10 protein-coding genes are annotated in these 14,410 nt (G+C 63.3%); 1 reads left to right on the plus strand and 9 read right to left on the minus strand.

Annotated features, from left to right (window positions below; all coding sequences use genetic code 11):
* Window positions 1-47: 47 nt before the first annotated feature.
* From ACNQR1_RS30110 to ACNQR1_RS30130, 5 genes are all read right to left on the minus strand, one after another.
* Window positions 48-572 carry an NUDIX hydrolase gene (locus ACNQR1_RS30110; RefSeq protein ID WP_418049218.1) on the minus strand — a complete coding sequence of 175 codons (525 nt, stop codon included), beginning with the start codon at window positions 570-572 and terminating at the stop codon, window positions 48-50.
* Between the two features lie 36 nt (window positions 573-608).
* Window positions 609-2,651 carry an alkyl/aryl-sulfatase gene (locus ACNQR1_RS30115; RefSeq protein WP_418049219.1) on the minus strand — a complete coding sequence of 681 codons (2,043 nt, stop codon included), beginning with the start codon at window positions 2,649-2,651 and terminating at the stop codon, window positions 609-611.
* A 214-nt stretch (window positions 2,652-2,865) separates the two neighbouring features.
* Window positions 2,866-3,186 (minus strand): Rieske (2Fe-2S) protein, encoded by a 321-nt coding sequence (locus ACNQR1_RS30120; protein WP_418049220.1) that lies wholly within the window; start codon window positions 3,184-3,186, stop codon window positions 2,866-2,868.
* Between the two features lie 24 nt (window positions 3,187-3,210).
* Window positions 3,211-4,950 (minus strand): GMC oxidoreductase, encoded by a 1,740-nt coding sequence (locus tag ACNQR1_RS30125; RefSeq protein ID WP_418049221.1) that lies wholly within the window; start codon window positions 4,948-4,950, stop codon window positions 3,211-3,213.
* 159 nt (window positions 4,951-5,109) lie between these two features.
* A complete protein-coding gene (locus ACNQR1_RS30130; RefSeq protein WP_418049222.1) occupies window positions 5,110-6,396 on the minus strand; it encodes a glycosyl hydrolase family 28-related protein in 1,287 nt (428 codons plus the stop codon).
* 91 nt (window positions 6,397-6,487) lie between these two features.
* Between ACNQR1_RS30130 and ACNQR1_RS30135 the strand changes: the two genes are divergently transcribed.
* Window positions 6,488-7,678, plus strand: a complete 1,191-nt coding sequence (locus ACNQR1_RS30135) for a lipase family protein (protein WP_418049223.1) — start codon at window positions 6,488-6,490, stop codon at window positions 7,676-7,678.
* Between the two features lie 7 nt (window positions 7,679-7,685).
* Here the strand turns inward: ACNQR1_RS30135 and ACNQR1_RS30140 are convergent, their stop codons facing one another.
* The 4 genes from ACNQR1_RS30140 to ACNQR1_RS30155 are packed head-to-tail and all read right to left on the minus strand — an operon-like array spanning window position 7,686 to window position 14,306.
* Window positions 7,686-9,374 (minus strand): ArnT family glycosyltransferase, encoded by a 1,689-nt coding sequence (locus ACNQR1_RS30140; protein ID WP_418049224.1) that lies wholly within the window; start codon window positions 9,372-9,374, stop codon window positions 7,686-7,688.
* Window positions 9,374-10,864: a glycosyltransferase gene (locus ACNQR1_RS30145; protein WP_418049225.1), complete on the minus strand. Its 1,491-nt coding sequence runs from the start codon at window positions 10,862-10,864 to the stop codon at window positions 9,374-9,376. Before ACNQR1_RS30145 ends, ACNQR1_RS30140 begins: the two co-directional genes overlap by 1 nt.
* Entirely contained in the window at window positions 10,861-12,384 is a 1,524-nt protein-coding gene (locus ACNQR1_RS30150; RefSeq protein ID WP_418049226.1) for a hypothetical protein, read from the minus strand. The genes ACNQR1_RS30145 and ACNQR1_RS30150 overlap by 4 nt, the downstream gene beginning before the upstream one ends.
* A complete protein-coding gene (locus tag ACNQR1_RS30155) occupies window positions 12,381-14,306 on the minus strand; it encodes a hypothetical protein (protein WP_418049227.1) in 1,926 nt (641 codons plus the stop codon). The genes ACNQR1_RS30150 and ACNQR1_RS30155 overlap by 4 nt, the downstream gene beginning before the upstream one ends.
* Between the last annotated feature and the right edge of the window lie 104 nt (window positions 14,307-14,410).

Below are 14,410 nucleotides of genomic sequence, written 5' to 3' on the forward strand. Positions count from 1 at the left end.
CCTGGGCAGTGAGGTACTACCCAGTAAGACGCATCCCCAGCGCTACCTCAAGGGTGTTGACGTAAGCGCAGCAGCTGCGGGATCAGCACCCGGGTATCGGGCACGAACGGCCAGGACGGGTCAGCCAGATGCGCCGCGAGCTCCTCATCCGTCCACCACCAGCCATCCACGATCTCTTCGGGCTGATGACGGATGGGCCCGTCCCAGCGTGCCTCGAACGCGAACAGGTGACAGCGCATGGGTTTTCCGGCCCACCGCCCGTCCCAGGCCACCGATGCCAGCGGCGTCAACGGCACGCCGCTGATACCGAGTTCCTCGGCCAATTCCCGGGTTGCCGCCTGCAGCGGCGTCTCCCCCGGGTCGACGACGCCGCCGGCCAGACAATCGTGCATCCCGGCGAAGACCGCCTTGGTCATGGTGCGGCGGTGGACGTATATCCGCATCCCGTCCACAGAGCGCACCAGCACTCCGGCGCTGGCGTGCCACAAGCCCTCGGCGTAGACACGTGAACGTGGCGCCGCGCCAGTCACATTGCCGTCGGTGTCGTAAACGTTGACGAGTTCGTCGGTCACGTCGTCACGTTAGCGGGCGACGCACCGTCGACCCAGCTACGGCGTGACGATGTTGAACCAGAACGGGAACGTATCGAGCATGCCCACAAAGTCGTCGACAGACTGCCGGTTACCGTCGAGGGTGACCTTGTTCTGGTCAATCCCGTCGTTGAGTTTGAGCTTGCCCAACTGGATCTGATTCATCGTGTCCTTGGTCAGCTTCAGGTTCGCATTGGCATTCGGGATCGGCGCAGTGGTGTAGTTCAGCACACCGTTCTGAACCGACAGACCGTACTGCTTCTTGAGGTCGGTGAAGTCCACGTTCATCGTGATGTTCTTGCCGGCGGCCTTCTGTCCGTTCAGCCGCACGGCGAGGTAGTCGAACATCATCTCGGGCGGCATGGCATTGATGGTGTCCGGACTGGCGACATCCGTTCCACCCGCATCGGGCACGCCGTTGCGCAATTCGTATGCACCTTGCAGGTACACCGACCGCCATGGTCCGGACTCGGCCTGATAACCCATCTGCTCGAAGCTGTCGGCCAGCAGGTTCTTGGCATCCGTGTTGTTCGGGTTCGCGAACACCACATGCTTGAGCACCATCGCCGTCCAGCGGTAGTTACCCTCGTCGAAGTCCTTCTTGGCCTTCTCCAAGATCGCGTCCTCGCCACCCATGTATTCGACGTACTTCTTGCCCGCCGGCTCCGGCGGCAGATCGTCGAGGTCGGCTGGATTACCGTCGTACCAGCCCATGTAGCGCTGGTACACGGCCCGCGAATTGTGCTTGAGTGTGCCGTAATATCCGCGGTCCGGCCAGAAGTTGCTCAGCTCCGGCGGCATCTGGATCTCTTCGGCGATCTCTGAACCGATGAGGCCGTTGTTCATCAGACGTACCGACTGGTCGTGAATGTACTTGTACATGTCACGCTGCTTTTTCCAGTAGTCGATGATCTTGTCCCGACCCCACATCGGCCAGTGGTGACTCTGGAACTTCACGTCGACGTTCGGCCCGTAGATGTTGATGGTGTCGTCGAGGAACTTCGCCCAGATCCGGGCATCGCGAACCTGCGCGCCGCGCAGGGTGAGCAGGTTGTGCATCGTATTGGTGGTGTTCTCGGCCATCCACATGGCCTTGAACTGGGGGAAGAACGTGTTCATCTCCGTGGGCGCCTCGGTGCCGGGTGTGAACTGGAACTCCATGTCCACGCCGTCGATCGTCATCTTCTGCCCGGATGCCGAGACGGTGTCGGTCGGCAACACCAACGTCGGCAGACCAGTCGACACCGTCATGCCGAGACCGCCGTTGACGCCCCCTTCGGCGTTGCGAGGCAGCAGGGCGCCGTACATGTAGACCGCCCGCCGACCCATCGCGTTGCCCGCGATCACGTTCTCACTCACGGCATCTTCGACGAAGTTCGCCGGAGCAATGACTTTCACCTTCCCGGCGTCGACATCAGCTTGATTGATGATGCCGCGGACACCGCCATAGTGATCCACATGCGAATGGCTGTGCAGGACGGCAACAATTGGCCGCGGGCCCAGCTTCTGGTTGACCAGATCGAGTGCGGCCTTTGCGGTTTCCGGCGAAATAAGGGTGTCGTACACAAGCCAGCCGGTGTTGCCCTTGATGAACGTGATGTTGGACAGGTCGTACCCGCGGACCTGATAGATCTTGTCCGGCACTACCTCGAAAAGGCCGTACTCCATGCACAGCTGGGCATTGCGCCACAGGCTGGGGTTGACGGTGTCCGGCGCCGGCTTTTCGTCGGTGATGTACTTCTTGTACTCCTCAAGGTCCCACACCACGTTGCCGTTGGCATCCTTGATCGTCAGGGTCTCAGGTCGTTCGAGAAGTCCGCGCTTGGCATCCTCGAAGTCAGATTTGTCGTTGAACGGCAGCGCGTCGGCAACCTTCTTGTTGGCCGCCTTGGTGGCCTCGGTGGCGCCCTTGACACTGCTGTCGGTCTTTACTCCGCCATTGCCGCCGCCACCAGAAGACCCGCTGCCCGAGTTGTCATCGCACGCGGCGATCAGTGTGGTCGCGACACCGGCTACGGCCAATCCACCCAACATCCTGCGCCGCGGCAGCTTCGCTCGCAATTCGTGAGGCTTATCGGTTTGATATGACTTCGAATTGGAATCCATACCCGTAAATTATGCCTGCGCGCAATCAATGTTGCGTACAAATCGGCCCAGCGATCCGCCCCGGCGCGCAAATCATGCAACTACCCACCTGTTATCGCCAAATCGAATCACACAGCAAGCGAATGGATGTCGCCTCACTGCGCACGCTGAAGATGAAAAACGGGCCACCTCAATCGAAAACGCTGATCACGCCGTCCGTCTCGGTGACCTGATATGTCGTCAGTGGCCGCACCGCGGGACCGTTGAGCACCGAGCCGGTGGTCACGTCGTAACGACAACCGTGGCATTGGCACAGGATGGTGGTTCCGGTCAGCATTCCCGCTGACAGCGGGCACGCTTCATGAGTGCAGAGGTCGTCGAATGCATAGAGCTTACCGTCGATGCGCGCCACCGATACCCGCCACTTGCGATCGTCGAGGTAATACGGGTTGACGGAACCCTCTGTCAGTTGGTCCGCCGCGCCGAGGCTTCGGACATTGGTTGACGTCATGGTGGTCTCCCAGGTTCTCTGCACTCAGTAGGGGTAGTCGGGTATGACGTCTTGATGCCTGGCGTCCAGTCGGAGTTCGCCGGGAGCACCGGCTGGAACCAACGGCCGGTGGGGCATCGTCGGCCTGAGACGCTCGTAGCCGGATTCCAACGGCGGCCGCGGGTCCTCGTCACCTTTATTGGGCCAGAAAGACATTGCTCGCTCAGCCATTGCGCTGATCATCAGTGACGGATTCACACCAGGGTTGGACGGCATCACACTTCCGTCCAGGATGTGCAGGCCCGGCTGACCGAAAACACGCTGGTAAGGATCCACAGCACCTTGGTCGGCGGTCTCGCCGATCGGCATGCCACCGATGAAGTGCGCCGAGGCAGTGCGGTTGACAGTCTCGAACAGCATCGAATACTGGTCACAGCTCATCTGTTTGGCCAGCCTGTCGGCATACTCTTCGACCACCGGGATGTGCACGGGAGGTGACTTCTCACTCCCCTTGCGGCTCCGCAGAATGCCGTTCTTCCAATACAAGTTCAGGGATGTGTCGTCAGCCTGCATGCAGAGCAGTACAGCCATGCGCTCAGACCAGTGTCTGGGATCGTGGCCTCCAAGCACCTTGCTCGGATGAGTGACCAGTTCCTTGATCCAATTGATCGTCGGATGCTCCTGGTTGCCCTGCTGGTGGTAGCTGAACAGCAGCGCCATGAGGTTGCTGCCCACGCCGTAGTACACCGGTTCGATACTGGTCATCTCGTCGGGCCAGACACCGGAAGTGATCGACACCGCCCCGGGCGTGATGTGAATCTTCTCTGGGTCGTTCTTCCATTCGCTGTAGGGGCGATTGACGCTCAGCAACTGCTCGGAGTTGGTGCGCGCGCGCTGACCGAGATGACTCGACATCCCGCGCAACATCCCGTCGTACTGCATGTGCAACAGAAGCTTGGCTGTTCCGTAAGCATGAGCCGCCACGACCACCTGGTCGGCGGTGTAACGCGAACGTTGCGCTCGCGTCGCACGATGACCCCAGCCCGGGTGGCGTGTCAGTACCTCGAATCCTCCGCCGTCCAGCTCGTCGATCTCGTAGACCTCGTGCAGTTCGTGGACCACGGCCCCCAGCTTCTCCGCCAGGTACAGGTAATTGACAGTCAGCTTGTTCTTGGCATTGCGCCCACAGCCGATCATGCAGTCACCGCAGTTCACGCACCCTCGCCGACGAGGCCCGACCCCGCCGAAGTACGGATCGTCGGCTTCCTCGTCGGGAGCTCCGAAGTACACGCCGACCGGAGCGCGGTTGAAGGTGTGCCCGATCCCCATGTCGTTGGCCACCTGTTGCATGTGGCGGTCGACGTCGGTGGGCATGTACGGCACCCGGACCACACCGAACATGCGCCGGGCCTGGTCGATGTACGGGGCCAGTTCGTCGGCCCAATCGGTGATTCCGCACCACTCCGGGGCGTTGAAGAATCGCCGCGGCGGAACGTACAAGGTATTCGCATACACATGTGAGCCTCCGCCGACACCGGCGCCGGACAGGATCAGCACGTCGTCGAGCAGCTCGATGCGTTGCACACCAAACATCTCGAACTCTGGCTGCCACAAAAACTTTCGGATATTCCAGCTGGTCTTGGCGATGGCCTCGTCAGGCCAACGTTTGCCGGATTCCATCACGCCAACGCGGTAGCCCTTTTCGGCGGCGCGCATAGCGGCCACACTCCCGCCGAATCCCGAGCCGATGACGATCACGTCGTAATGCGTAGCCGATTCGGTCATGTTCACCTTCGCCTAGCGGGCTGAGCTGGGAAATGCGCGAACAAATACGACCGTAGTACCAAATTGACTCATCAACTGTCGAATGACGCACATTCATCGAACGCGCGTCAATTGTTGAGATGCTGCAGGCTACTCACTCGAATTCGACGAGGGCACGAATCACACGGTCCACCATCTGGCCCCATCGGAGATCACGTCCACCGCCTGGCCATCGGCAAGAACGAACTCGGATTTACCGTCGATTGTCTGCCCCTTGGCCGCACCGAGTTTCGCGCCGGCGCCCGAGACATTCTTGACCGTGTAGCGGGAGGAGTTGTGTAGGGCAGACGGCAGCTTGGCTTTCGACGCTCCCGGGGACAGCAGGTACACGTAGTCGGGCCCGGGCGAATCCTCGAACGCGCCGGGTGCCGACAACGTGATGACGACACGCCCCGCGGGCGTCACCAGATTCCCCGATGTGTTGCCCGCAATCCCGACATTGCGCCCTTCAGCCCGTACCGGCGCCACGCTGTATCCGTTGTTGTCCCACTGGTTTCCCGAAATCGCGATGTCATCGACGTACCTGGCGTCCACCGCATAGCTCCAGCCGGCACCCTCGTCGGTATTGGCGATGAAGTTGCCGGTGATGTTGAAGCCCTTGGTCCGATGGTCGGAGTCCACCGAATAGATGCCGATGGCGGGATATTCGTTCGGCGCACCCTTGCCGCCGTTGGTGATGTTGTTCCCGACGATCGCCACCTGTTCGTCGTCGGATTCCAGCCACGACGGCATCGTGAACACGATGGCCTCCCTCCGCGCGCCCTCGCAGATGTTGCCGATGATCGTCAGCTGCTTGTTGCCGCGCAACTCGATGTTGTTCTTCGGCGCGCCGTCGAGATGGTTGGCCAGGATGCGCACCGGACCGGCCTCGATCGACAGGTTGGGGCCCGTCGACCCGATGTTGTTGTTCACGATCCACGAATCGAAGAACCGATACGTGGTGTAGATGCCGTAGCCCGTGCTCTGCTCGATGAAATTGTCGTCGATCCAGTTCAGCAAGCCTTCCGCGGCAGAATTCAGCCGCATGCCGTAATCGGTCCAGCCAACGATCCAACAATGCCTGACATAGCTCTTGTCCAGGTCGACGTCGAGTCCCGGTGATCCCTGAAAGTTCGCATCTATCTTGAGGTTTTCGATCCGGCATTCGACCCAACGTCCGCTGATCGGCGCGACATTCGCGGTCACCCGCAATCGTGCGGCCCGCTCACCCGCACCCAGCAGGCAAATCTGGGTGAAACCATCAGCGCCGTTGCCGATCGAATCCGACAATGCATAGTCGCCCGCCGGGAAGAACACGGTGCCACCACCCGCTTCGTCCGCCGCCTTGATGGCACTCAGGACCGCCGCATGATCGTCGGTCGTGCCGTCCCCCGTGGCGCCGTGCGACATCACATCGATCACAGACATGGTGCCCAATCTGCCAGACCGCACCCCTATCCCGGTGAAAAGATGGAGGCTGCCGCCAACCAGCTACGGATCACCAGGTAGGGGACGTTCGATGGTTCGAGTCACAGTCCTGCTCTCAGTCGCTCTCGCCGTTCTCACGGCGTGTGGCGGATCGCCGAACCAGGGCTCGGCCCAGGACCCCGACAGCGCAGGCCACGTCATCTCCGAAGCTCCCCTGGACAACCTGGTACCGGCGCTGCGCGAGGCAAGCGCGCAGGCCAAGGTCATGACATACGCCTCTCGCAACGGTGTCAACGACGCGGTATCGCACGTGACAGGAACGGTGTTCGTACCCAAGGGCAACCCGCCCGCGGATGGTTTTCCGGTGGTGGCACTGGGACACTCGACCACCGGCACATCGGCGGACTGCGCACCCTCGCTGTCCCCCGACCTGCGCGGCGAGGCACCGACCGTGGTGGCGCTGCTGAACGCAGGTTACGTGGTCACCGTCCCCGATTACCAGGGCCTGGGTAAACCGACCAAACCCGACGAGTACGACTTCCACCCGTACCTGGACTCCACCACTGCCGGCTACAACGTGATCGACGCCGTACGGGCCGCGCGGACGATCGTGCCGAACACCTCCACGTCCTGGGCGGCACTGGGCGCCCGCGAAGGCGGACAAGCCGCCTGGGCCGCAAACGAACTCATCGACAACTACGGCTATGACCTCAAGCTGGTCGCCACCGCGTCTCTGGCACCGATGGCGAACATCGACACCCTCGCGGACGCGGCCATGGCCGGCACGCTCAACACCGACCAGAAATTGGCCTACGTCGCCTACCTCGCCGCGTTGAAAGACCAGTACTACTACGACTTCGAACTCGACGACTACCGTCGTGGTGCCGCCCAGGAGAATTGGGACGCCCTGCTCGGCTGCACCGACAACGCGCAACGAAAGTCACTGGCCGACAAGCTGAGTGCCGATGATCTGCGGCCTGCCAATCCCGCGGCGCTGGAGACGCTGCGGGGCTACGTCCAGAAGACGAACCTCCCTCAGGGGCCCACGAAGGCACCCATGTACGTCATCTATGCGGGCAGGGACTCCGTGATCCCGGCTGCTTCGACGGAGCGGGCGCTCGCCGCGGCCTGCAAGATGGGCGACGGCATTCAGATCGCCTTCTGGCCCGATGCCACCCGCGAACAGGCCGAACCCCTCGCGGCGTTGGGCTGGCTCAACGATCGGATGAAATCGGTCCCGGCAGCCAATGACTGCCCGGCGTTCACCGCAGCCCACCCCTGACGACCGGTCATCTGCTGCCGACCGGCTCGTTCACCCGATAGAGTCGCCAATCCGGCTGGCCGTCACCGTCATTGGGCACCTCCAGCTCCAACGTGGCCACCTCGGCCCCCGTGTCGTACAACGTTGGGTAGCGCACGTTGAGCGCATCGGACGTGCCGCGACCGGTCGCCGGAACCGCGAGCAGATACCTGACCCCGTTGGCGGTCGGATCGTTGAGCAATTCGGTGAAGTCCGGGTCCGACGGGATCACGAAAACCCGGGGCCGGCTCGACGCGGCCAGGACGCCGAACCCGTACACCGTATCGGTGATCACCGAGCTGTCGGGCAGATCGAGGTTCTCCAGATACTGCGCGATCTCCCGTTCGGTCTTGAACGTCCGGGCGATCTGGTGCTCGATGGCCTTACGCTCGGTCACGTTGTAGGGATCCGGATTGAGCACCGCGCCGAGACCGTATTCCTGTGGCGCGTACTTCGGTTGCGCCATACCGAGCATCGTCACCGGAATGCCGATGGCGACCAACGCAGCGACGGCGACGTACCGCGCGGCAGACCTGGGTTTGACCGGTTCAGCGGCCTGGACCGCCGGCGCGTATCTGCCTCGGCGCGTCGGCGTCCTGAAGGCTCCGTCCGGAACCCCGAGCATCGCCATGGTCACGCACAGCGGTATCACGACGATGAAGAACCGCAAGAACGGGAATGTCGCCCCCGACGCGTAGCTGTAGGTCTGAAATGCCAGCACCGCACCGAACAACGCGAGAGGCACGATCAGCATCTGCCAGTTGGGCCGTCCCCATCGCTGCATCACCGCCCACAACGCCAGCGGCAGCATGGTGGGCGCCAGCAACATCATGCAGACCAGCGCGAACTCCACGCCGTCGGCGAAGTTCGGCGCCGTCTGTCCGGATTGCTCGAGAATGGCCGTGTTGCCGTACTGCGAGGTGAACTGTGCGAACGCCTCACCGGTGATCAGCCAGCCGGCCGCCGCCCAGCCCAGGAACGCCAGAAAGCCGGGGCCGGCGACGATCAACAAGTCCAGAAAGGCGCGCCGAAACCGCGGCGGCGGCGTGGCCCGCAGGTACGTCGTGATGCCCACCAGGAATCCGGCCGCCGCCACACAGGCCGCGGCGTCGTAACGGGTGAGGTAGGCCAATCCCATCGCGATACCGCCCGCGGCGACGAGGTGGTGCACATCGTCGTCGACCATCCACAAGATGAGCCGGCGCACGGCCCAGGTCATGAAGAAGATGAACGGCGCCTCGCTCATCCCGTTGGACCCGTAGAAGATGATCATCGGGTTGAGTGCGAACAGCAGCGTGAGCGTCACCGAATATGCCCGTGGCAGACCACGATCGGTGCCCATGCTCAGCATCTGCACACCGGCGCCGGCCATGAAGGTTGCCGACATGATCGTGCCTGCGAACGCCCGGCCGGCGATATCCGGCCAGATCGCGCCCAGCGCGACCGCCGGGATCTGCACCATGGCGGCCACCGGGGTGAAGATGAAGCCCAGAGCAGCCAGATGCGGATCCCGGCTGAACAGGACCGACTGGGTGGCCACCACGCGGGACAACGTGTCGCCCATGATGAACCCGTGCTGGACCTGCAACCAGTGTCCGACCGCGAGATAGACGAAGAGCAGAAAGACGAAGATCGTCAGCTTCAGCCTGAAGTCCGACCGTCCGGCCGCTGCTGACATCACGCCGAGGCCATCTGCTCATGGGCAGCCTTGTCCTCCGGACGCTCGGCCAACCCGTGAAAGGTCTTCTCCCAGAACGACGGCTGCCTGATCATCTGGTACGCGCCCTTTGCGGCCGCGATGCTCATCATCAGCCAGAACAGGGGCACGCTGAGCGCGGCCAGCAGCAGATCAGATCTGTCGTCCTCGCGCAGGGCGATCATGTTCATGTACATCACCGTGAAGTTGCCGATGATCATCGCGATCAGCGCCGGGAAGTAGATCAGCGGCGGGAACACCGAGCCGACGACGGCCGGCTGCCCCAGGAACCACAACACCGTGATGAACCAGAACAGCAGGTTCAGAACCGCGATGATGGGAGTTCCCGCCAGCACCAGGTTGAACCGGATGAAACTACGTAACCCCAACGTGCGGTACAGCTTCACCGGCTCACGGGTGTGCACCAGCCAGGTCTGCAGGTAGCCCTTGTACCACCGGGAGCGCTGGCGGATCCAGTTGATCACGTCACTGTTCGCCTCTTCCAGCGTGTACGAGTCGATCACCGCGGTGTGATAGCCGTGCGAGGCGATGCGCAGGCCGAGGTCGGCGTCTTCGGTGACGTTGAACGGATCCCAGGCTCCGATTCTCCGCAGGATGTCGCGGCGGAGGTGATTGGAGGTGCCGCCCAACGGAATCGGCGAGGTGCTCACCATCATGCCGGGCAGCAGGTAGCCGAACCACAGTGCGTACTCGGCGGTGAACCAGGCGGTCAGCAGATTCTGGTGGCCATTGTGATACACCAACTTGGCCTGCACGCATGCCACGTCGTCGGGGAGGTCCCGGAAGGCTGCCACCACACGACGCAGCTGCAGAGGCTCGGGCAGATCTTCCGCGTCGAAGATCGTGACGATGTCGCCCGTGGCGAAATGCAGACCGTAGTTGCACGCCTTGGGTTTGGTGCGCGGTTCGGCGGGCGGAACCAAAAGGATGGTGATGACGTCGGATTCGCCACACGCCTTCGCGGCATCGATCGTCACCTGGTCATCGGCTTCGAGCAGCAACAGAACCTGGAGCCGGTCCCTCGGGTACTCCAGCGCATCCATGGCCGCGATGAGGTCGGCGACCACTTCCGGCTCGTTGTAGGCCGGCACCAGGATCGTGTACGGCGGCAGTTCCTCATCGGGAATCCCGCGCGCCACCTCGTCGGGGATCACGATGGGACGCGACGCCAACCCGCGCTTGAAGATCAACACCCGGTCGCCGAGAGTCAAAAGATATGCCAGCGTGCACAACCCGATCAGTGTCACCGTGGTTTGCAGGGGCCGCCAGATGCCGAAGGCGATCACGATCGCCAGCAGGCCCCACAGCACCGGCTTCTGCCAACCGAACAAGGGCTTGGACGCCGAATGAACGGGATCGTCCTCACGCAACCCGTTGATCGCCCGGTTGAGCGCGTAATCGCGCTGATCCGCGGTGACGGTCTCGGGGTCGAATGTCTCGTCGAAAGTCATTGCCCGGCACCCTTCACGAACTGTGCCGCCACCAGGGCACGGCCGAATTCGGTGAGCAGCTCGGCGTCTTTGTACGCCGGCTTGCGCTGCACCAACACGGCATTGCCGCGAAACAGCACGGTGAACAGGTTTCGCAGCGTGGAAACCAGGCCCCGCTGCGGATTGGGGAACGGCGCGTCGGGCAGGTGATTGTCCACCGCGAAGATGTCGACGACCTGATCCTCATCCTGGTCGCCCCAGGCAAAGCGCAGTACATCCCAGCTCACCAGCAGCCGGTCATCGATCGCAGAGAACAACTCCCCCGTCACGCCGTAGCCGAGATCGACCGGACGCGGCTTGCTGAGCCGGGTCCCGGTGGTGTCATAGAGAACCTGTCCCGGGTATGCGTCGAACGAGAACGGCAACTCACTGACGATGCTGTCCACCATGAGGTTTCGCCGCGCCGACAGCTTGTCGAACCGCGGATCCCCGACGTCTGCGGTCATCCGCTGGCGGACGAGAACGGCTTGGTCGCCGTAATACCGCTTCACGCCGGTGTATTGCTGATCCCCGGTGATCGACCAGCCTGGGGGCGCCGCCAGCCGCATGCCCGGTGTCAAATCGTAGGGAGCGCTTCGGCTGACCAGCGTGGCGCTCAGTTGGTTCGGCAACGGCATGAAAGCGAGCGCGACCGCGACCGCGGTCACCAGCGGAATCGCGGTCCAGATCTGTTTGGCGGCGAGAGGTTCGATCTTGCGGTCGAGCAGCTTTTTCGGCTGACCCCGGCGGGTATAGAACCGGGCCGCGACACCCACCACAGCGATCGACGTGAGCGACGGAATCATCTGATAGACGATCACCGGCGCATGCGGCCACAGTTTGTCGAGCACGAAGAGGATCCCGAAACCGAATGCGAATGCGACGAGCGCGCCGACCACCGCACGCTTGCGAGTGCGGCCCACCGCGATTGCGGTGGCCGCCGCGGCGATCAACAGCGTGCCGACACCGGCGGCGAAGTTTCCGCCCCCCAGTGCGATGACGACCACCTGATACGGCAGGGGGCATATCAGCGACAACAGCACCCACACCCAGCCGAACCGGGCCACCGGCCGCACTCCGAACAGCACCAGGGCACTGCTGACCATGAACAACCAGAGCGCCAGCAGATCCAGCCGCATCAGGTGGAAGAACTCTGAGTACCGCTTGAGCAGAACCCCCTGGACCATGAGCGCCAGACCCAGGCCGATCACTCCGACGATGATGTCGGTCTGCCGGTCATGGATCGGCAGCTCGGTGCGTCGCCGAAAGTTCACCCCTACCGCGGCTAACGCGGCGGCGATCGGGACCATCCAGACGTAACCGATGAGTCCGCCCTGCAGGGTGGTCTCAACCAGGTTGCGCAGACTCGCGCGGAAAGCCACCAACGTGAGCACGCCGATGAGCGCCCAACGCGCCACCAGCCGGACCGTCGGAGGTAGACCGAACCACCAGTGCGCCAGCCGGTCCCAGTCGCGCCGGGTACCCTCCAGCGTTGTCGTCACGACTGTCCCCGGGACCGCCCACGCCATGCGACCAGTCCGGCTCCCAGTGCCGCGAGCACCACGACACCGACGCCGACGCGCAGCCGCAGCGACTTGTGGTCGGCGGACGCAGCACTTTCAGGCTGGGCAGACGGGGTGGTCAGTGTGAACGGCGCCCGCCCCGGCATCGCGAGCGCGGCGTTGCCGGACAAGCCCGACCACCGTGCCACGTCACCGTCCAGCCAGCCCAACAGCCGGTCCAGTTCCTGCGGTGCCTTGCTGGAGGTGGCGATCAGCACCGAGCGTCCCCCGGTGTAGACGGTCTGAAGTGACCCGAATCCCGCCGTCGGGTCCAGCGTCAGAGTGGAGGAGTTGCCCGACCCGTCAACGTTTTCGACGGTGATCACGCCCTCGGAATTCACCGCGACGGGCAACGTGATTCGCTCGTCGTTCCAGCCGTCGGCACTGATCAGCAACGCCGGGTTGGGCGACGCGACGGCGTCGGCCAGCGAACCGACCACGGCGTCGAAGGGACGTGAGCTCAGGCGCTGCAGCCCCGTCAGGATCTGCACCGCACGACGGAGGTTGTCGAAACCGGGGTCCAACCCAACCTCGACCCGTGGCATCAAAGCCTGCGGCAGTGACTGGAAGCCCGTTGGCACAGGAGGTTTGGCCCGCTTGCTCTCCACCGGGGTTTCTCCGTCGATGGTCAAGGTGATCGGCTGGAACTCGCCGCACCGACCGGTGTTGCCTGCCGCGTCGATCGCGATGTCGACGTTGGTGTAACGCTGCAGGTGCCAATCCGGTATGTCCACCCACCGGTCGATCCGGCCGTTGGCCTCGGTGGGCCACCGGTCGACGGTCTGCCCGCCGATGCTGACCACGACCTGTCCGGCGATGCTGGCGGGCAGCGGCGTGTACGAGCCCTGTAGGTGAATTCGGACGTCGTGGACCGCACGGCCCAGCCGGGTCTGATCCAGCGGAACGGTGACCCGGGGGTTGACCAGTGCCGTGGCATTGACCCCGGGCTGACCGAGCTGACGGATCGTGGTGTTGTCACTCGGCAGCTGCGGTGTGTTGGACAGCGGCCCCACCACTGCCTTCGACTGCACTGCGAGTTTCGAGATGTCACTGGAGATCAACCTGGCCTGGTTGGTGACCTCTCCGGCAGGGCCCGAAATGAGCAGTGCCGGGACCGCATTGGGGCCCAGCAAGCTCAATCCGACTGCGTCGCCCTCACGCACGATGACCTGCCGTTCCAGCGGCTGCGGCGGTGCCACCGGACCGCCGTCGGTCGTCACGATGTCGACGGCGGGACGCTGCAGGCCGTACCGGGCGACCACTGCCGTCGCGATCCGGATCGCGGCGTCGGATTCGGATGTCGACGGATTCGGCGGGACGAACAGAGTCAGCTTGTCCAGCACCGGCGGCAGGAAGTCGGCGATCACCGTCGGCGGCTGTTCTGTACCCGTGAATCGCACGTCGCTGTTGACCAGTCGCAGTGGGTTGGTCGGGTCGTACGCGCAATACCCGTCGGGCATCGTCAGGTAGTCGGTCAGCTGCACCGTCACGGCGTTGTCCACCACCCGGGCACCGTTCAGCGGAACCGTGATCGGCGTCTGGTCCGGCGGCAGCGGAACCCGCGACAGAACGCGCTGGTCCTGTGTCACCTCGAGGGTGCCACCGCGGGTATTGACCGGGAGTTGCACCACGGCAACCAGCTCAGCGGGAACCAGTCCGCGTGGCACCGGAATCGTCAGGGTCTGGGAACCCTGAATTCCGTACAACGCAATATCGGGATTCACACCGAGCGTTCGGAGATTCAGCGTCGGAGAATTGACCAGCGAGGCGTCATCTTCCGGGGCGGCCACGGCCGTCCCGGGCGTGATGGCCACCGAAGCGACGATTGCTGCGGCAAACAGTCGAGTTATCCGGGCAGTCACTCGAAGCAGACTATGCCCCGTTACGCAGCGTTGGCTTGCCGAATGTGAAATTTCTTGCGCCATTCTTAGTGCGACAACGAGGCAGCCGGCATGGCGAGCGAGGC

The organism is Mycobacterium sp. 48b (assembly GCF_048282725.1).
Lineage (GTDB): Bacteria > Actinomycetota > Actinomycetes > Mycobacteriales > Mycobacteriaceae > Mycobacterium.

Coding starts and splice junctions, on each gene's coding strand:
- ACNQR1_RS30120 (WP_418049220.1), bottom strand. CDS start 3,186: ATGACGTCAACCAATGTCCGAAGCCTCGGCGCGGCGGACCAACTGACA.
- ACNQR1_RS30125 (WP_418049221.1), bottom strand. CDS start 4,950: ATGACCGAATCGGCTACGCATTACGACGTGATCGTCATCGGCTCGGGA.
- ACNQR1_RS30130 (WP_418049222.1), bottom strand. CDS start 6,396: ATGTCTGTGATCGATGTGATGTCGCACGGCGCCACGGGGGACGGCACG.
- ACNQR1_RS30135 (WP_418049223.1), top strand. CDS start 6,488: ATGGTTCGAGTCACAGTCCTGCTCTCAGTCGCTCTCGCCGTTCTCACG.
- ACNQR1_RS30140 (WP_418049224.1), bottom strand. CDS start 9,374: ATGTCAGCAGCGGCCGGACGGTCGGACTTCAGGCTGAAGCTGACGATC.
- ACNQR1_RS30145 (WP_418049225.1), bottom strand. CDS start 10,864: ATGACTTTCGACGAGACATTCGACCCCGAGACCGTCACCGCGGATCAG.